Here is an 18264-nt window from a genome sequence, read left to right as displayed (position 1 = left end):
GAAGAAAGATAGGAAAAAGGTCTTAGTGAGGCAGGGGGACGGTTCTTATGCATCATTTAAGCGAGAACCGCCACTTCTTTCCTGCATATTTTCTCGCATATTTATGATAGTTTTCGGTGAAAATAAAAAAACTTCTATTGCTTTTAAACAATTTAGGTGGTGAGAGATTCGTGGTAGAGATTTTCGCGAGGGCGGTCGGTGCCTTTGTGGTGCTTTTATTGTTAACAAGGCTATTGGGACGAAAGCAGGTTTCACAGCTTACGTTTTTTAATTATATCACCGGCATTTCCATTGGAACGATTGCCGGATCGCTAACGGTTGACCCAACCTTGAAGGTTTCCTCTGGTTTTGTCAGCCTTTTAACATGGTGCGGACTGACGTTGCTAGTGGCGTTTTTCGATGTCAAATCAAGATCATTCCGCAAGGTTATTGAAGGGGAACCGGTCATCGTTATCAAGCACGGGAAAATACTCGAGCATGTTTTGAAAAAACAGCGCCTTGACATGGATGAACTGCAGGTCCTGTTAAGGAATAAAGATGTATTTTCGATCGAGGAGGTAGATTACGCGATATTGGAGACAAATGGGGAATTGTCTGTTTTGCTGAAGGAACAAAAGCAGCCATTGAAGCGCGGGGATATGGCAATGCCAACTCAAACATCAGCTAGGCCGCAGGCTGTGCAAATCCCGATGCCTATACAGGTGATAGCGGACGGGAAAATCATTGATGAGAACCTTCAGCCATTTAACCTAAATATGGCCTGGGGCCACGATCAATTAGCCCAAGCAGGAACAGACCTGTCAGAAGTCTTTTACGCAGAACTGCAACAGGATGGCACTTTATATATTGATAAAAATACCGACCATTTTATTCACTGAGGGTGAAGCAAAGGGACGGTTCTCGTGCATCAATGATGCACGAGAACCGTCCCCGCATTCCATCTATTAAAACCATATTCTTTTATTATAATCATAGTCTGATACATCGTAGCTCTCTTCTTCAATTGCTGGGGAATTTTCTTCACAAGGCTCCTCCGACGGGTTGTTGGCTAGTAGTTCCATTAATAGTTCCATTGCTGCATCCCCTTTCCTCTTTCTATCTCTATTATAATGGAAGCGATTACATTTTGTCCTCTGGTTTTTACTGGAAATGATAAATAGGGACGGCTCTTGTGCATCACCAAAATGATGCACAAGAACCGTCCCCATGCCTCAGAAATCCCCATTGCCTCGCAGGTCATATTTATAGGCATTGTAATGAAAGACTTGTACCTTAACGTTAACTTTACTTAAGGATTTCTTATCTAAATAGAATTTCTTTGATTTTTTTAGTTGTTGGTATTGTTTAGGGTGGGTCCGATACCATTTTTCTCCGGCTTCTAGGACATCAATCTGGTCGTCTACCCCTTTTTTATAAAGTGCTTCAAGGTTCTTTTTTATATCGTCTTCAATTAATTCATGTAATTTTTTCATGGGGATATCCTCTATTTTTTCCAGTAAATCAGCATGCGCAAAAAGCTCTATTGAAAACTTTGGTGAAGCTGCGCCCTTTTCGTATTTAATTTTCATTTTTGGCGAAGTCAGCCTGACAGCAGCTACCAACTTACCGTTATCCATCACTTTTCGATCTAATGCAACCCTATTTTCGAGCAGCCAATTAATATAAACTGCATCATCAAAAGGAAGAACTGTGATAAACTTTTTGTGCTGAAACACAGTATATCCATTAAAAAATAAAATGGGGAAGTTCTTTTCAGTCTTCCAGCTGTTTTTATCAATTTTGACTAATGGCAGTTTGGCTGCACCCATCGGTTCATAATAGTCTCTTAAAAAACGCATTAGCGTGATGGGCCTTATTTCATTCTCGGCCAGCTCACTGCCATCTTTTTTAAAAATCACCGTATACACCGCCGGATAGTCAAATAATGCTTTTGTATTAAAAACCTTTTGGATATTCTCTTCTGTCGTTACGACTCTCAGTGTGGGGCGAAGCGAACGATTTCTGCCTACTTCTTTAATTACTTCTTTCGCTTTGTGTTTGATTAAACGTTGGCTTAACACCAGCGTCTTAACGTGTCCAAAAAATAAAGGAGGTTCGGACTTTTTATATAATTTACTCACTGCCAAATTTAGTGTTTCACCAGTGGCTGATGCCACAAAAGTCGGAATCGGTTCTACAGGCCGGCCACCCTCTGTCTTTGCTACATTAGCAAAATTCAAGCCTTGAATATACGCAGTATACTCCTTCTTTTTTACATCATAATCCATACCTATCGCCACAATATAAGTTATATCTTGAATATTTTTTATTCCCGTACAGCCGGTAAAAATTAGACAACAGGAGAGAACCAAAACAAGTTTCATTATTCTCATGTTTGATTTCCATCCCTTGTTGGATCATCCGGGCTCGTTGATGCGGTTCTTGATTTGTATAAGCCATTAGGCATTCTTAAAAATGACTTCATCAATTCTTTAAGGCTTATTGGTGCCACCGATGAGAGGTATGGAACCCCAAAGGAAGACAGCGTTGAAAAGTAAAAAACCGTTAAAATAAAGCCGCTCACCACTCCAAATAATCCGAAAAAAGTACTAAGTAAAATAACAGAAAACCTGATAACCGTGATTCCTGTACTTAACGTTTGATTCACTAACGTAAAAGACGAAATATAGGTGATTGCAGTAATGACCAGCATAGTGGGAGATGTCAAGCCTGCCCTTATCGCTGCATCCCCTACAATTAAGCCTCCTAATACCGCTACGGTTTGCCCAATCGCCCGAGGCAAGCGTACCCCTGCTTCATTAAATAGCTCAAATAAAAAGAGAATGATCACCATTTCAATGGGCGAAGACAAAGGAAGACCGAAACGGGAGACTGCTACGGTCGCTACCAGTGTATATGGAATCTGTTCAATGTTAAAGGATGATAAGGCGATCCACAAACCGGGTAAAAAGCCAGATATCATTAACCCTATCAGTCTGATGATCCTTTCGATTGAAACATACGCATAACTGATGTAATTGTCCTCAGGAGATTTGGTCTGTACCAGTAAACTAGTGGGGGCGACAGATACAGTAGGATTCCCGTCCACCAGCAGAGCAAATCGACCTTGATTCAATGACTGAACAATAAAGTCCGGTCTCCCTGTATAATCCATAGTAGGAAAGACAGAATACGGCCGATCCCGAACAAATGACTCAAGTTCATGAATACTCAATAAAATATCAGTTTCGATTTTATCCAGCCTTTTGTGAACCTCATCAAGCACTCTCTGATCAATGACATCTTCTAAATACATGAGAGCCACTTTTGTTTTGCTTCTTTTTCCAATGGTGTATTTTTCTAGACATAATGATGAGCTATTCAACCTTCTTCTGACAAGGGATATATTTGTCTTTATATCCTCAACAAATCCGTCCTTCGGGCCTCTTATCGAAGTCTCAAGCGCTGATTCTTCAGGGATTCGTTTTGGAAAATCGCATGCTAGAATACTTAAAAGGACATCATCGATTTTGAATAGGACTTCTCCTTCAAAAAGCAAATCGGATAAATCTTCAATCGATTTCAAGGTCACATCTTCTGCTTGAAAAAAGGATTTAAGTTTATTTATAACAGGGCGGTCTGTCTGAAGTCCTAGTTTAGGCAATATATATTGATCTAAATAATTAATCTCGATTAAGCTTTCAAAATAGATTATTTCAAAACTTTCCGTATCCGTATGTCGTACATTGCATATTAAATCCCGGCTTTTTCTAAATTGATTTTTTAGCTCCTCAACCTTTTCGTTTGTTTTTGCATTATGAGGTGGTTTCGACCTTGCTGTTCTTGCCATGATGATCACCCTTTTTATTAAAAACTAATACAAGCACAACAGAAAACAGGATTTGTACGAGAAAAAATACCATGCATGCCGGCAAAAAGTAATCATAAACAGCACTATAGAAATAAAAAGTCTCGACTTTTATCATCATAAGACCGAATAAAAGGAGATACATAACGACAACAAGCTTTGGGTTCAGCCTGTAGGGTTGCTTCTTCGAAGTAAAAAATGCACATAGCAGATACATGAATAAGCCTACCCGGATTAATGCTCCACTCAGCCATTGGTATAAAGCGAAAAAGTCCAAATTAGAGATATATTCGCCGATACTTAAAATACGCCATTGCTCATAGGCAGGATAGCGAAAATTGACTGCGTCTGTTGGGCCAAATTCCATGATGGCTGCGGACAAGGGTCCCAATATTAAGCCCGTTAAAATTAATAATAAAACGAACATTTGTCTAAATTTAATGGGTTCCTGGGAATATGGCTGTAATAAAATTACCACGTATATCTCGAGGAGACCGGCCAGTCCATAAATGGCCCCTTTCATAAGAGGGGCATAACCCTCGGCGAGAACTGGAAACAACAAACTAGGATCCTTATGGTGAATGTTTGTAAATGCAATAAAGAACCCTAGCAGCATCACAATTGGTAATAGGAATCCGCTCGCTATCGCCATTGCTTTTATCCCGCTAAGCGTGACAAGGAAGCATACGGAAATTAAAATAATATTAATCATAAAAATGGGCGCATCGGCAAGAAAATAGGCACTTAACCAAATCATTAAATCCCTTAAGGTGAGATAGCAGCTTGTCAACAAAAAGAGCATCATCGGAATAAACAGGATGGTCGAAAACACCCTACCTAAACGCTGTTTCATCAATGAAAAGAGCCCCTCTTTCGGACTTTTTTTGACAATAAAGTAAATCAGCCATGAAAAGAAGATGGCAATGGGGTAAACCAAAAGAACACTTAACCAACTATCCCGACCAGCAGCAGTGAGCAAATTCGGGATAAGAATCACATGGTTAAGCAATCCAGTCGAAAGAATAAGCAACATAAACAACTGTCTTGGAATCAAGATTTTCACTAAGCTCTGCATACAAAACTCCATTTTGAGGATAAGTTGGCTTTATTATCCCCGCGGCAGGAAATTATATGTAAGTGAGGCATGGGGAAGGTTCTTATGCCTCATTGTGGCAAATAGACAAAGTCACGAATCGATCTAAAAATCACACCTCTCGACAAATTCACTTACTATTCCCCAAGAAATAATCACTACATATATAGTAAATTAGCAATAAATTACCCCGATTTCTGCAAAAAAAAAGAGCGATGCACGGGGACGGTTCTTTTGCCTCAAAATGCATAATAGAAGCACGAGAACCGTCCCTGTGTTTCATACTCAGAGCTTCCATTCCGGAAAGTCCGTCTCTTTTTGTTTTTCATACTCTCTTATTCTTGAGTATGAGTTTCCCAGCCTTCTTACAATGTATCCTTGTGGGCTCGCTGTTACTTCCTTACCCTTCAGCTCTTCATATTTAATCTTTGCAAACATGTTTGCCACATTAGCTAAACTTTCAATCGTGTCCATTAATTCAGGGTGATCACTGTTATACCTCTTGGCGATGGAGTAAATATAATCAAGTCTATTTTGAATAAGCTGAAGCGTTTCGATATCAAACTGTTCCCGTTCTTTTTTCATCACATTCCACTCCTTATCCATAACCATATGTTTAAAAAGTGATAATGGAACAAATGAAAAAATAAATAAAATTGGAATAGTTTCATTTGATGAAAATACTATTTTGCTTCTTATGCAAAAGAGGGATGAAACAGAAAGGGATTACCGTCGAATTCCAAGGGACTAAAAGAAAACAGACCTTGCAAACAGCTCATAAGCCTTCTTTTTTATAAAATCAAATCAAAAACAAACACGCCAATCATGATTAACTGAATAACTCCTTTTGCAACCGTTCCACTTAAAAAGGCGATTAAGGTAGCAAAGGCCACTTTCGTGGATTCCGCAAATGATTTCTTTTGCAGCATTTCAACGATTAATACCAATACAAACGGGACAATTATGACGCCAAATGGCGGAATCACAAAGCTTCCTACAATCAATCCAATCGTTGCCGCCCGCATCCCCCATTTAGAACCGCCGGCCTTGTCAACAAAGTGAAGATTCGCCAAATAATCCGCCAAAAATAAAACAATTGTCAATAATGCAAGCATGGTCCACGAAATCCAAGATAGTTCATTCGAATTTATCCCAAAATGGTAGAGCATAACGCCAACCCAAATAACCAAAACCGATGGGATGATTGGATATACCAGCCCTACAAAGCTGAAGACAAAACAGGCAATGATCAAAATCCATAATACGATGTCAAGAATAGAAATCACCTCTACTTTTCATTACTTATTTGGCTCATCCATCTTTAGCATTCAGCATTTGAGACTAATTTCGCCAAACTCTTAGGTGCGGCTCTTAAATAGCCTTCAAAAATATATCCGCGGATTTCTTCCCAGTTTAGGTCTTGTTTGGCCTGAAAGGAGGTCCAGCCATGTTGTCCAATATAGGGGGTTTTATAATAGCCCGGCTGCTGCAGGAGAAACTCTTGCGTAGTCGGCAATGTCTTGATCGAAATCGAAACAACACCCTCATTTTCCCCCATCATGACAAAAGGTTTATCTTTGACCCGAAACGACGTATGACCGAAACCATCCACTTGCTCTACAACTTCAGGCAGCGCCTTGCATATTTCCCTAATCTGATTCTCCGCATCCAATCCTAGCTTGGATGTAATTTGTCTATTATGAGCCATGAAGAAACTCCTCCTCTACAGTATACAATCATCATTTCTATTTACTGACAAAATAATCCTTTAAAAATGAGATGTATTTAAGACTTAAAGATACACCCGTTTAATTCAGCACATTCCTTTTAAGCTGCTGAACTGAATTTACATAATAAAAAACAGCTTCCGATTAAGAAAGCTGTTTTAAAAATTGAGGCAGGAGAACCGTCCCTCTGAATCATCAAATGATGCACAAGAACCGTCCCCATGCATCAATGCATTGGCAAGAAATATCCGTCTGCATCGAATTTCATTTCTTGGAGGTCTTCTAGAACTTCGATGTTTTCTTTATCTTTTAATTCGTTGAAGATGACTTCTGATACGTATAGTTCACCGATGTGGAGGGTGTTTGGAATCCTTACGATTCTTGCTTGTTCCGGTGCCACTCCCCAGGTAGCGCGCAGTGCTGCCTTCAATGCTTCTTGGTCATTGTCAAGGACAATTGGAATACTTGCACGAGCCAAGAAGGTGCTGGTGACGACATTTTCATTCATGGTTTTGATATCAATTTTTTCAAATAAACGCTTGGTAGTTAAATCCGCTAAGCCGATTCCTAAAGCATTGCCGTGGCTGACCTCGCTTAAATTGGAGGCTATGACATATTTGATGCTTGGCTTCTTCGGCTCTTCTACGCCCAACACCCGGATCCGGCCGATAATGTTCGTATCAAAGCCTGTCCCGCTATAGTTTTTGCCGATTTCATCCACTAGCAAAATATCCATTTCGTCGACTGGCAGGCTTGGCATCAAGGTAAAGGCTTTTTTCAATAATTCTCTTTCACGTTCTTCGATCTGGTCCGGTTCAATAGCTTCAATGATCGCCGTTTCTTCATGGGCATTTTCCACAATGCCAATTCCAAATAGAGTGTTGGACTTGGCAATCGCCACTTTCCCTACTTCAGGCATCATTTCGCTGATCCCTTTAATGCCATAAGTATGTAATGCTAGCGCTTGTTTATGCTTACCCATTCCGATGGACGCCATTTTTAAGACGCCGCTTTCAATTTTATTTTTAAAATCTGTATGCGGCTTGATGCGGCCCATTACGATGATGCCATCTGCATTGTAAGCTATTTTGTCAACATAAACAGGAATTCCCTCTGACGTTACGCCAACTTCCACGACATCCATGGAGGAACGGATTTCGCAGCCAGTGTATTCTTCGGTTACACCTAAGCTTTCTACCATCTCTTTTTGCCCTTCAGCTGTAGCGCCGCCGTGGCTTCCCATTGCCGGAAAAACAAACGGAGTTGCGCCTCTCTTCCTAATTTCATCTGCCACACTTTTCACGATTAAAGGGATATTGTTAATCCCCCGGCTGCCTACGGTAATAGCAATCTCCATGCCCGGCTTGATTTTTTCATCGGCATTGACTTGCTGAAATTGCTCCGCAATCGTTCCAGGGATATCCTGTAAACTTTCGACTTGAAATTTTTGTCTTATTTTCGCCATTTTAGGAAAAGACATAGTACTACTCCCCTTTCAAAAATAAACACCTTATTCATAAAAGAATTTCACACATACAAAGGCAGCAAGAGATCGGATAATGACCTCTTGCTTCTATTTCATCATATTTATATTGCCAAGTTCTCAGGAGCCAATTCAATCGCCATGCGAATCGCTTCTTTTAATGATTGTTCATCCGCAATATTTTTTCCAGCGATATCAAAAGCAGTTCCGTGGTCAACGCTAGTACGGATTGTTGGCAGACCAACCGTAATATTCACGCCGGCTTCAAGACCCAATACTTTAATTGGTCCATGGCCTTGGTCATGATATTGTGCGACAACAATATCAAAATCACCGCGTCTTGCTCTAAAGAATAATGTATCAGCAGGAAGCGGACCTTGTACATTAATGCCTTCTGCTTGAGCTTTTTCTACCGCAGGAATAATTTTTTCTTCTTCTTCGCCATGTCCAAAAAGGCCATTTTCGCCAGCATGAGGATTGATTCCGCAAACAGCAATGCGTGGAGACTTGATTCCTGCTTTTTGTAACGTATCATGCGCTAGTTTGATAACCGTATATTGACGCTCAACATTAATAGTATTAATGGCGTCAAGAAGGCCAATATGAGTAGTCACATGGATCACTCGTAAGTTTGGTGCAGAAAGCATCATCGCGAAATCCTTTGTATTGGTCAATTCCGCCAAAATTTCAGTGTGGCCAGGATACATATGGCCGGCTTTGTGAAGCGCTTCTTTATTTAAAGGAGCGGTACAAATGCCGTGAATTCTTTGTTCGTTCGCAAAAGAAATCGATTTTTCCAAGTAACGGAATGCCGCATTTCCTGCCTCTGGAGAAACCTGGCCCCAAGGTAGGTCTTCGGAAACTAAATCTAAATCGATAATATCAATGGTTCCGTATTCGTATTTGGCCTCTTCTGGGCTAGCAATGCTGTTTAATTGAAGATCAACATTGGTAACACCTAATGCTCTTTTTAAAATTTTCAAATCACCGACTACAAACGGACGGCAATTTTCGTAGACGTTTTTGTCATTTAAAGACTTAACAATAATTTCAGGTCCTACACCTGAGGGATCTCCCATTGTAATTGCAATAACTGGTTTATTTGCTGCCATCTTTGTTTCCTCCCGTTATCCTTTTTTAAAAATACCTTCAATAAAAGCGTTGCAATTAGCCACACACATAAGACGGATCAGTATGACGCCAATCGCGGTTTTTAACATGAGCATTTACATCCGTTATGGTTTGTAAAGCATTGGCGAGGGCTTGGTCCGTTCCAAAGGCGCCCGCTTTTGTCACAACCGGCATACCGTCAAAGGTCCCGCCGAACAATTTTCCGTACGGAATCCCGGCTTCCACTTCACCAATGACGCGAATCCCTTCACCGTTCAATACCTTACAAGTGGCTCCTGCAATATCCCCGCCAGTTAAAACTGCCCCGCAAACGGGCTTGCTATCAATTAATTGGCCGGCGATCACACCCATTGATTCGGCAATCGTATAACCGACATCAAAATTCGATAGCCCAAGCTTCTGTTGAAGGTCCTTCACGCGGTTGATGGTCTCGCGCTCGCGATTGGTCGTGACCACTAAATCGCCTTTTTCTAACAATGCCTGACCAACCTTCACAATCCGTTCAATTTCATGCTTTCTCCTATCTTCATAAAAGAATTCTTCCGGAGAAATGACAATTTCTTCGACATGATATTTGTCTTTCAGAACTTGAATTTGCCGATCAATGACAGGATTTACACTGCCCGCTACGACCAACACCGGAAGCCGGTCATCCGACTGTTGATGACGCAAAACCTCTTCACGCTGGCCCGTGTTGAAAAGATGATAAGCAATTCCGGCTGAACCTACCCAAAGGAAATTCTCTTCTAAAATTTCCGCCGCTTCGACAATCATGTTTAATTCTTCATCAGTCGTTGCATCCACTACGATAATTTTTGAGCTATCACCCGAGGATAGATCTTTTATTTTTTCTGATAGATGGCTTTTACCTTTTTGCACATCCGAAATGGAAATGAAGGTGACTTCCCGCTTACTTTGCTCCTGCAGCAATTTAGGCAGGTAGCTTTCTGTTACTGGGCAGACAGGATCCTGAGCAATAGGCGTTTCCTCTAAAAGAACACCATTTACATAATGATACCCATTCGTGGTCACTCGATTGCTTTTCGGAAAAGCCGGAACCACAAACGAGGTTTTTAACTTATATGCATCCATTACGGCATCAATCTCTGGGCCAATATTTCCCCGCATGGTAGAATCAATCTTCTTGAAAACTTTTGAAACAGACAATTTATTTAATTGTGCCGCTAGATTAAAAACAGCTTTATAAGCCTTTTCAGACGTTAAGGCACGGCTATCTGAATTTAAGACAATCACATCTGCACTTAAATGCGCTGGTTGTAATTGCGTCTCGGCAAATAGCACTGTTGTGTTTAACCCTTGTTTGGCAAATTGGACACCCGTATCATTGGCACCCGTTAAATCATCTGCGATAACCGCTAGTTTCACCTGCATCCCGACCCCCTTTATGCTAGTTCTAGTTTGTCTTGTATCGAGTTTTATTATTTTTCATCCGATTGAAGTTGCCTATTCACATTGGCATGATACGTTCTGCAACAAACCAATAGTTTTATAATAATGTCTTTAGATTCTGTTTTATTATTCATCTAAAAACGCTTTCAGCACTATTAATATTAAAACAAAATGTTGCATTTGGCAATATATCTAGAAAAAATGTCACAAAAAATTTTATTATGTTGCTTTTTGCATCATAAAATTTACATGAAAAAACGCAAGCTTTTATTTTAGCTTGCGCCACAGTGTGGAACGGTTAATACCTAGGCGTTTGGCCGCTTTTGATTGGTTTAAGCCTTCTTCTTCAAGGACTTTGGTGATAACTTGTTTTTCGATTTCTTCTAACGTACCGTTTAAATCGATAGGGGTTAACGCATCATCCTTTTTCTCAGGCTGCTCTAATCGTGCTAAAACGGCTGCCACAGCTTCCTTCTCGATATAATAAGAACTTGTTTGTTTAAACAATTGCTCGATTACTTGTTTGAGCTGTTCCACATTGCCTGGCCAATCATAATCGGCAAGCTCCGCCAAAGCGTCCGGCCGAGTCCCGACGACCCCATTGCCGTATTTTGGATGCAGCTCTGAAATAAAGACATGAACTAAATCCTCAATATCTTCCCTGCGTTCACGGAGTGGCGGTAAATAAATTTTTTGCTGCCCTAAGGTTTGGTACAGTTCCCGATCAAAAGTGCCGCTTTTGACCTTTTCTTCTAAATTACTCTCGGAAGACACCAGCCACTTTATCTTTGCAGATTTGTCATTCTTGATGATGTCAAATAACTCCTTTTGAATATCAGCGCTTAAATGATCAATGTTTTTTAAATAAATGACACCATTTGCATATTTTTGAAAAAAGTCTTCGACTATGAAATCCTTCAGCCGCCCTGTCCTTAATAATTCACCATGCAACACGATAAAGGGGTCATACAGGTTATTCCTTTTCGCATAAATCGCGTGGGCCGCTAATTCTTTTCCATTTCCCTTTTCTCCATAAATCCACACAGCTTTATCGTTTACACTGTATTGTTCAATCTGTTTTAACACCTTCTGAATCGGTTCACTTTTTCCAGAAACAGAGACATACGAAGCGGAAGTACGGAATTCGATGGCATTTTTCGCTTCTCTCTCCCCATCCTGAACAGCGGATTGGTTTGAAAGATTTTTTTCGAAAAATAGTGCAATCGCACCGTCTTGAGGACAAGCAGTGATGTTCCAGAATGACTGATTAATGTGAATAGTTCTTGTTTGCTTTTCCTTCGTTAAAGCCGTTTCTTGAATCAGCTTTTTTATATCGTTGGAATTTTCAACAATCATCCAATGAAATTCTTGATTGAAACGTTCATTCCGATAAACAAGTTTCTCTTCTATATTAAAAACACCGATTGGTTGTTCGTTACAATCGAGAATGGACTGAAATAGCGAAACATCCTGCTGCAGCTGCGAAAAGATACGATAGGATCTTTTCGCTTCCTCCAACGCATCCATAATTGCCTCCTTGCCAGAAGTGATTAGCACTCCCGTCAGCCCCAATTGCTTGGCAGTTTGGACCGTGACCACGTCACCAATGATTACTTCATAGCCATGTTTCTTTAAATTTGTTAATATTTCTTTAACCTCAGTATCTTTTGAAATTGTTAATGTTTTAATATCCAAATCAAGAATCTTACAGATTGTTGCAGCACCTTGAGTAATATTCGAAAATCCAACAATCGCCGATTTACGAGAAAATCCTTTTACAAGGGTGATGATGCGTAATACATCATAGCCGGTCACCTGAATGTCAATCACGGGTATCGAGACGGCCTCCTGAATCAAGGATGCTGTACCGCCGCGGCTGATAATGACGTGATAACCGTTATTTTCGGCTTCTTTTGCAACAGCCACACCTTCATACAGGTTCCCTATTTCGATATCGAGTTGAAAATCTTTTACTTCCTGCTGAATTTCTTTCATCATTTCGTATAGCCCCTCATACGGGACAATAACCAACGCTTTAATCATGTAACCCTCACCTACTAAATATCCTTTATTTTTTTGTTTCCATTAGGATTCAATTTTAGTAAAGCTTGGTGTTAGCACTTTATTCATGCTGCCGCTCATATAGCCTTGAAGATCAAGGGTGACATATTTATAGCCGAAGCGCTGCAGGTTTTCTTGAATCTCTTGATGGTTTGCTAACACTAACTGCATATCTTGAGGCTCTACCTCAATCCTGGCAATCTCTTCATGAGTCCGGACGCGCACCTGCCGAATCCCTAGTAATTTTAGATATGCCTCAGACTTTTCTACCTTTGTTAATTTTTCTTGCGTAATCCTTTCACCGTAAGCAATGCGGGAGGATAAACAGGCCAGCGATGGTTTTTCCCAGGTAGGCAGGTTTAATTGCTTGGATAGCTCGCGGATTTCTTCTTTAAAAAGGTTCGCCTCCTGAAGCGGCCCGCGGACGCCATGCTCTCTCGCCGCACGGACGCCGGGACGATGTTCGCTCATGTCGTCTGCAATCAAGCCATAGACCACGTTTTGGAATCCTTTCTCGCGCATGATGGGAACGATTTCTTCAAACAATCCGTTTTTGCAAAAATAGCAGCGGTTCCGGTCATTTTCCGCGTATCCCGGAATATTCAGTTCGGAGGTTTCAATCACTTGGTGTGTGGCCCCGATCAGCTTGGCAAGTTTCTTCGCTTCTTCTAATTCACTGGATGGGTATGTTTCAGAATCAGCCGTTACAGCCAATACGTTTTCCACTCCTAAAACATCAACCGCCACTTTTAATAATAACGTACTATCGACACCTCCAGAAAAAGCAACGACCACATTTCCCATCTCTTTTAAGATATCTTTCAAACGCTCGTATTTCTCGTTCATACAGATTTCCACCTATCTATATTTTTCATATATATTTTATTGATGCAAAACAAACCATTTTAAAAAACCTTTTCTTCTTTGCATTTTGCAACACATTTCAATTATAAGCGAATTTCTTTTAAAGTAAAAGAAATTACTAAAGCGATTTCATGAATTTATTTTTATAAAGAAAACTCGCCGATTGGCGAGTCCGATAGGACGAAGACAGAGGCGTAGTTGAATTTATGCGTTAAGAAATTATAAATTTTGAAAAAAATTTATAGTTTCCTATTAGCCAAAAAAAAGAACCATTTTATAGAATCTCTATAAAATGGCCCCCTTTTTGTTTTTTATAAGAACATATCTAATATTAAAGTAAATACTAATCCGCAAACACCAACGATAGTTGAAAGAATCGTATAGGTACCGAATGCTTCTTTCAAGGTCATGCCTAAAGATTCTTTAACCATCCAGAATCCCGCGTCGTTAACGTGTGATGCGATGGCACTACCTGCACCAGTTGCAAGTGCAACTAACTCCAAGTTAACATTCGGCATAGTTGCAAGTAACGGAAGAACCAAGCCAGGAGTTGTTAAGGTTGCAACAGTTCCTGATCCGAGACAGACACGAAGTAATGCTGCGACAATCCAAGCAAACAGAACCGGTGACATATGAGAACCTTCAAATAATTTAGCAACATAATCACCAACGCCGCCATCAACAATAACCTGCTTTAAGGCACCGCCGCCGCCGATAATTAATAGCAGCATACCTAATGCATTAACAGCTGAACCACAGGAATCCATCAACGTCTTCATTGGAATTTTTCTGCGTAATCCCATTGTGTAGATGGCGAATAAAACAGAAAGAATCATAGCCGTGTCAGAGTTCGTAATAAAGCGAATAACTGTGATGAACGCATTCTCTTTAAATCCTACCATATCGACAATGGCACCAATAGCCATTAAGATAACTGGAAATAATGCTGTAAATACGCTGATTCCAAATCCAGGTGTTTCTTCTAATTTAAATGATTTTGCAACACCAAAGGACGCACTGCCCTCTCTTGTGAATGCTGTTGGTACAATTTTTTGAGCAAGCTTAGGATACCAGATGCCTGCAATGATAACTGTTGGGATTGCAACAATGATTCCGTACAGTAACATTAAGCCAACATTTGCATGATATTCTGCTGCAACTGCGATTGGGCCTGGATGCGGCGGCAAGAAAGCATGCGCAGCGAGTGCAGCGGTTACCATTGGAAGACCTAATTTTACAATAGAAACTTTTAATTCTTTTGCGATAGAGTAGATAATTGGAATTAATAATACAATCGTAACTTCAAGGAATAATGCGATACCACAAATGAATGAAGCAATTAAAACTGCCCATTGGATTCTTTTTTCCCCGAATCTATTAATTAAGGTTGTAGCAATTCGATTAGCACCGCCTGAATCAGCGATTAATCGGCCAAGCATGGCACCAAGTCCAAAAATGATCCCGATATGGCCAAGTGTTCCGCCTAAACCCGTTTCAATTGATTTAACAACATCCTTCACTGGAATTCCCAATAGTAGGGCAACGATTAAGGAAACAATAATTAAGGATACAAATGTGTTCAATTTGAATCGCATAATTAAAAGAAGTAATAATAGTACCCCGATAGCAATTATGACTAAAGGCATAATGTCATCCCCCATGTAGTATTTTTTTGTATTTGTTAAATGCTGCAACCTATCGTTTTGCACATGATCCTTTAGATCTTTCATGCCTTCAAAGTTTCTGTACTTTCACCGAATTCTCTTATTACACATGCAAGTGCTTACAAATAAGAAGAAAAAATAAAGACTTGTTAGAATCGTTCTGTGAAAGTCTTTTTAAACTTTGGGACATTTTACCCAAATCATGGTAAATAGATAATATTTGCAACACATTTGCCCACTTTATGATTTCGATAATACCAAAAAATAAAAATCGTTGGTATTTGCATCACGTTGTGAACGTTATCATTTTATACTGTTTCGAATAATCTTGTCAATAGAATAAAATAGATTGATTTTGTTTATTTTTTCAACACTCACTACACAAGAATGGAAAAATACCACCTTTCACTTGCAACACTTTAATAAACCACGCATTCTCGGCCCTCGACAACAAGGTTTACATTCTATTTTTCCCATTCTGTTTTGATTATTCTCTCTTAAAAGAAAAATAGTTTTTCAAAAAAAAAAAAAAAAACGGATTAAGGGCTGACACCTTTATCCGTTTTTTGAATATTTTTTTTTAATCCTATCGCTTACTCTCCAATAATGACCCGAAGGACATTTGGACGGTCTTTGAAGGTTTTTGTACCGGCCCCATAGCCAATAGCTTTTACTTCAAATGATGGAATGGTGCAAAATTCTTCTGACAGTACGGCTGCAATCGCTGCACCTGTTGGGGTTGTGAGTTCGAATCTGACATCGCTTTGTTCGATTGGCACACCTTTTAAAATTTCTAATGTGGCTGGTGCAGGGACTGGATAAATACCATGGTCGATATGTATTCTTCCTGTACCGACAGGAATAGGTGAGGACTTTACTTTCTGTATATCTAGTTGATGAAGTAAAATTGCTGCACCAACAATATCAATGATGGAGTCGACGGCACCTACTTCATGAAAATGAACCTTTTCTAATGGCACACCATGAATATGCCCTTCTGCTTCACCAATTTTCCGAAAGATTTTTAACGAAGTTGCTTTTACTTCAGCTGCCAAATCAGATGATTCAATCATTTTTACAATATCACTGTATGAGCGGTGATGATGTCCATGGTCATGATGATGATCATGCTCGTGATGGTGGTCATGTTCATGATGATGGTCGTGGTGCTCATGATGATGGTCGTGCTCATGATGATCGTCATGCTCATGATGGTGATCATGCTCGTGATGATGGTCGGGCTCATGATGATGATCGTGTTCATGATGATGGTCATGCTCATGATGGTGATCATGTTCATGATGATGGTCGGGCTCATGATGATGATCATGTTCATGATGATGGTGATCATGCTCATGATGGTTATGCCCAGCTTGTGTTAACAACACATCAAACTTCGTACTAGTAATTCCGTTCTTCACGATTTTCTTCCAGTTTATATGATATTCATCTTCAAAATGAAGTTTTTTTAATTCTTTTTCTAAAATAGCTGGATCTGCACCTGCATCCAGGAGGGCGCCGATAAACATATCCCCGCTGACCCCTGAAAAACAGTCAATATAAAGTGTTCTCATCCCTTGTTTGCTCCTTTTTTCGCGATGTTATCAATCAGGACAGCGTTGTATGCTCCACCAAATCCATTGTCGATATTGACCACACTGATACCTGAGGCGCAAGAATTCAACATCGTCAGCAGTGCAGACAAACCATTGAAATTTGCACCATATCCAATGCTCGTTGGAACGGCAATGACCGGATGGGAGACAAGCCCGCCAACCACACTCGGCAGCGCCCCTTCCATGCCTGCAACAACGACGGAGACTGTCGCCTGTTGGATTTGTTCAATATTATCAAATAAGCGATGGATTCCTGCAACACCTACATCATAAAAGCGGCGGACGTTACTTCCCAGTGCTTCGGCCGTAACCGCGGCCTCTTCTGCCACTCTCAGATCGGACGTGCCTGCGCAAACAATAGCAATGTAGCCTTGATAATCATCCTCTTTAGTGGTGTTCTTTTTCCAAAAGAGAATTTGCGCTGTTTCATTATAAATAAATTCAGGATGTTCCCGAAGGATATAATCAGCCTTATCTTTTGAAATTCGTGTCACTAATACATCGTTATCTTTTGATCGGATTGCTTGGATAATGGAAAGGATCTGCTCTTGCGTCTTCCCTTCCCCATAAATCACTTCCGGGAACCCTTGACGATCCTTCCGGTGATGGTCGACCTTTGCAAACCCTAAATTCTCATAGGTGGCTAACTTTTCTTTCGCCTCAGCAACCGTTAATTTGCCACTTTGGACTTGCGACAATATCTCTTCTAACATAGTTTTCACACACCTTAAACAAACTTGTTCGAACCAAACCATATCATCTATTATTTTCCTCGGCTGGTCCAAACATACTTTGAAAGCCGCTACTTGCCGGCCCACCCAATTATAGAATATTCTTCTTTAAAAAGCACATGTGAGGCATAGGGACGGTTCTTGTGCCTCAATAAAAGGTTCGAGTGAGCCCTTTATAGGTATAAAGACCGAGGGAATTTAGAGGGATATTACTTTTGTCTTTCATTTCATAAAATACATATATGGGGGTTAGCAATATGTTCAAAAGACTAATTATCTTGGTTATTCTTTTATCAGTTTTATTGGCAATGGTTTTGCTGAAAAATAATACACCTTCTCCTGTGAACAATACGACAACGGAAAGCAGCGATTCCTCGGGGTTCACTACAATAGAATACGAAATTACCGATATTAAAGGTGAGCAATACTACGGTAAGGGTACCGACGGGACGAAAATCGAATTTTCTGCGGATAAAATCATCGAGGGTGAAAGGGTTCAAGTTCACGATACGGTCATTTGCTATTTTGATAAGCATAATTTCGGAAAAGGGTTAGTAAAAGTCGAAAAGAAATAAACAGCTGTAAACCCTAATGTAACAAAAAATGCACATGAGATTTGGGATGCAAACCGCATGTG

The 18264-nt window shown here is 40.2% G+C and carries 17 protein-coding genes; 2 read left to right on the top strand and 15 right to left on the bottom strand.

What is annotated here, in order from left to right; all coding sequences use genetic code 11:
• Window positions 1-170 precede the first annotated feature (170 nt).
• A complete protein-coding gene (locus tag KHA99_RS10855) occupies window positions 171-878 on the top strand; it encodes a DUF421 domain-containing protein (RefSeq protein WP_213117462.1) in 708 nt (235 codons plus the stop codon).
• Between the two features lie 66 nt (window positions 879-944).
• Here KHA99_RS10855 and KHA99_RS10850 read toward each other — a convergent pair whose 3' ends face one another.
• The 15 genes from KHA99_RS10850 to larB form a co-directional block, all read right to left on the bottom strand.
• A complete protein-coding gene (locus KHA99_RS10850; RefSeq protein ID WP_213117461.1) occupies window positions 945-1208 on the bottom strand; it encodes a hypothetical protein in 264 nt (87 codons plus the stop codon).
• 3 nt (window positions 1209-1211) lie between these two features.
• Entirely contained in the window at window positions 1212-2372 is a 1161-nt protein-coding gene (locus KHA99_RS10845) for a Ger(x)C family spore germination protein (RefSeq protein WP_213117460.1), read from the bottom strand.
• A complete protein-coding gene (locus tag KHA99_RS10840; protein WP_213117459.1) occupies window positions 2369-3829 on the bottom strand; it encodes a spore germination protein in 1461 nt (486 codons plus the stop codon). The genes KHA99_RS10845 and KHA99_RS10840 overlap by 4 nt, the downstream gene beginning before the upstream one ends.
• Window positions 3795-4922, bottom strand: a complete 1128-nt coding sequence (locus tag KHA99_RS10835; protein WP_213117458.1) for a GerAB/ArcD/ProY family transporter — start codon at window positions 4920-4922, stop codon at window positions 3795-3797. The genes KHA99_RS10840 and KHA99_RS10835 overlap by 35 nt, the downstream gene beginning before the upstream one ends.
• 303 nt (window positions 4923-5225) lie before the next feature.
• Window positions 5226-5525 carry a hypothetical protein gene (locus KHA99_RS10830; protein ID WP_213117457.1) on the bottom strand — a complete coding sequence of 100 codons (300 nt, stop codon included), beginning with the start codon at window positions 5523-5525 and terminating at the stop codon, window positions 5226-5228.
• A 206-nt stretch (window positions 5526-5731) separates the two neighbouring features.
• Window positions 5732-6226 carry a DUF456 domain-containing protein gene (locus KHA99_RS10825; protein WP_213117456.1) on the bottom strand — a complete coding sequence of 165 codons (495 nt, stop codon included), beginning with the start codon at window positions 6224-6226 and terminating at the stop codon, window positions 5732-5734.
• A 35-nt stretch (window positions 6227-6261) separates the two neighbouring features.
• Window positions 6262-6648: an MmcQ/YjbR family DNA-binding protein gene (locus tag KHA99_RS10820; RefSeq protein ID WP_213117455.1), complete on the bottom strand. Its 387-nt coding sequence runs from the start codon at window positions 6646-6648 to the stop codon at window positions 6262-6264.
• 245 nt (window positions 6649-6893) lie between these two features.
• Entirely contained in the window at window positions 6894-8147 is a 1254-nt protein-coding gene (locus tag KHA99_RS10815) for a nickel pincer cofactor-dependent isomerase, group 22 (RefSeq protein ID WP_213117454.1), read from the bottom strand.
• 107 nt (window positions 8148-8254) lie between these two features.
• Window positions 8255-9262 carry a 4-hydroxythreonine-4-phosphate dehydrogenase PdxA gene (gene pdxA / locus KHA99_RS10810; RefSeq protein WP_213117453.1) on the bottom strand — a complete coding sequence of 336 codons (1008 nt, stop codon included), beginning with the start codon at window positions 9260-9262 and terminating at the stop codon, window positions 8255-8257.
• 55 nt (window positions 9263-9317) lie between these two features.
• Window positions 9318-10673, bottom strand: coding sequence for a four-carbon acid sugar kinase family protein (locus KHA99_RS10805; protein ID WP_249366592.1), 1356 nt, complete (start codon window positions 10671-10673; stop codon window positions 9318-9320).
• A 285-nt stretch (window positions 10674-10958) separates the two neighbouring features.
• Window positions 10959-12734 carry a PrpR N-terminal domain-containing protein gene (locus tag KHA99_RS10800; RefSeq protein WP_213117452.1) on the bottom strand — a complete coding sequence of 592 codons (1776 nt, stop codon included), beginning with the start codon at window positions 12732-12734 and terminating at the stop codon, window positions 10959-10961.
• A 42-nt stretch (window positions 12735-12776) separates the two neighbouring features.
• Window positions 12777-13598: an ATP-dependent sacrificial sulfur transferase LarE gene (larE, locus tag KHA99_RS10795; RefSeq protein WP_213117451.1), complete on the bottom strand. Its 822-nt coding sequence runs from the start codon at window positions 13596-13598 to the stop codon at window positions 12777-12779.
• A gap of 329 nt (window positions 13599-13927) precedes the next feature.
• On the bottom strand, window positions 13928-15262 hold the full coding sequence (locus KHA99_RS10790) for a gluconate:H+ symporter (protein WP_213117450.1): 1335 nt from the start codon (window positions 15260-15262) through the stop codon (window positions 13928-13930).
• Between the two features lie 611 nt (window positions 15263-15873).
• Window positions 15874-16854, bottom strand: coding sequence for a nickel pincer cofactor biosynthesis protein LarC (gene larC / locus KHA99_RS10785; RefSeq protein WP_213117449.1), 981 nt, complete (start codon window positions 16852-16854; stop codon window positions 15874-15876).
• Window positions 16851-17609 carry a nickel pincer cofactor biosynthesis protein LarB gene (gene larB, locus KHA99_RS10780; RefSeq protein WP_213117448.1) on the bottom strand — a complete coding sequence of 253 codons (759 nt, stop codon included), beginning with the start codon at window positions 17607-17609 and terminating at the stop codon, window positions 16851-16853. Before larB ends, larC begins: the two co-directional genes overlap by 4 nt.
• A 275-nt stretch (window positions 17610-17884) precedes the next feature.
• Here larB and KHA99_RS10775 point away from each other — a divergent pair, with 275 nt between their 5' ends.
• Window positions 17885-18202: a hypothetical protein gene (locus KHA99_RS10775; RefSeq protein WP_213117447.1), complete on the top strand. Its 318-nt coding sequence runs from the start codon at window positions 17885-17887 to the stop codon at window positions 18200-18202.
• The last annotated feature ends 62 nt before the right edge of the window (window positions 18203-18264 follow it).

This window comes from Neobacillus rhizophilus (assembly GCF_018343535.1).
Lineage (GTDB): Bacteria > Bacillota > Bacilli > Bacillales > Cytobacillaceae > Neobacillus > Neobacillus rhizophilus.
This window is presented reverse-complemented; position numbering and strand designations above follow the sequence as displayed.

What these genes read in the sequence shown, in the direction of transcription:
- KHA99_RS10850 (WP_213117461.1), bottom strand. Translation starts at nt 1,208, where the DNA reads ATGGGGACGGTTCTTGTGCATCATTTTGGTGATGCACAAGAGCCGTCC.
- KHA99_RS10845 (WP_213117460.1), bottom strand. Translation starts at nt 2,372, where the DNA reads ATGAGAATAATGAAACTTGTTTTGGTTCTCTCCTGTTGTCTAATTTTT.
- KHA99_RS10840 (WP_213117459.1), bottom strand. Translation starts at nt 3,829, where the DNA reads ATGGCAAGAACAGCAAGGTCGAAACCACCTCATAATGCAAAAACAAAC.
- KHA99_RS10835 (WP_213117458.1), bottom strand. Translation starts at nt 4,922, where the DNA reads ATGCAGAGCTTAGTGAAAATCTTGATTCCAAGACAGTTGTTTATGTTG.
- KHA99_RS10830 (WP_213117457.1), bottom strand. Translation starts at nt 5,525, where the DNA reads ATGAAAAAAGAACGGGAACAGTTTGATATCGAAACGCTTCAGCTTATT.
- KHA99_RS10820 (WP_213117455.1), bottom strand. Translation starts at nt 6,648, where the DNA reads ATGGCTCATAATAGACAAATTACATCCAAGCTAGGATTGGATGCGGAG.
- KHA99_RS10815 (WP_213117454.1), bottom strand. Translation starts at nt 8,147, where the DNA reads ATGTCTTTTCCTAAAATGGCGAAAATAAGACAAAAATTTCAAGTCGAA.
- pdxA (WP_213117453.1), bottom strand. Translation starts at nt 9,262, where the DNA reads ATGGCAGCAAATAAACCAGTTATTGCAATTACAATGGGAGATCCCTCA.
- KHA99_RS10805 (WP_249366592.1), bottom strand. Translation starts at nt 10,673, where the DNA reads ATGCAGGTGAAACTAGCGGTTATCGCAGATGATTTAACGGGTGCCAAT.
- KHA99_RS10800 (WP_213117452.1), bottom strand. Translation starts at nt 12,734, where the DNA reads ATGATTAAAGCGTTGGTTATTGTCCCGTATGAGGGGCTATACGAAATG.
- larE (WP_213117451.1), bottom strand. Translation starts at nt 13,598, where the DNA reads ATGAACGAGAAATACGAGCGTTTGAAAGATATCTTAAAAGAGATGGGA.
- KHA99_RS10790 (WP_213117450.1), bottom strand. Translation starts at nt 15,262, where the DNA reads ATGCCTTTAGTCATAATTGCTATCGGGGTACTATTATTACTTCTTTTA.
- larC (WP_213117449.1), bottom strand. Translation starts at nt 16,854, where the DNA reads ATGAGAACACTTTATATTGACTGTTTTTCAGGGGTCAGCGGGGATATG.
- larB (WP_213117448.1), bottom strand. Translation starts at nt 17,609, where the DNA reads ATGTTAGAAGAGATATTGTCGCAAGTCCAAAGTGGCAAATTAACGGTT.
- KHA99_RS10775 (WP_213117447.1), top strand. Translation starts at nt 17,885, where the DNA reads ATGTTCAAAAGACTAATTATCTTGGTTATTCTTTTATCAGTTTTATTG.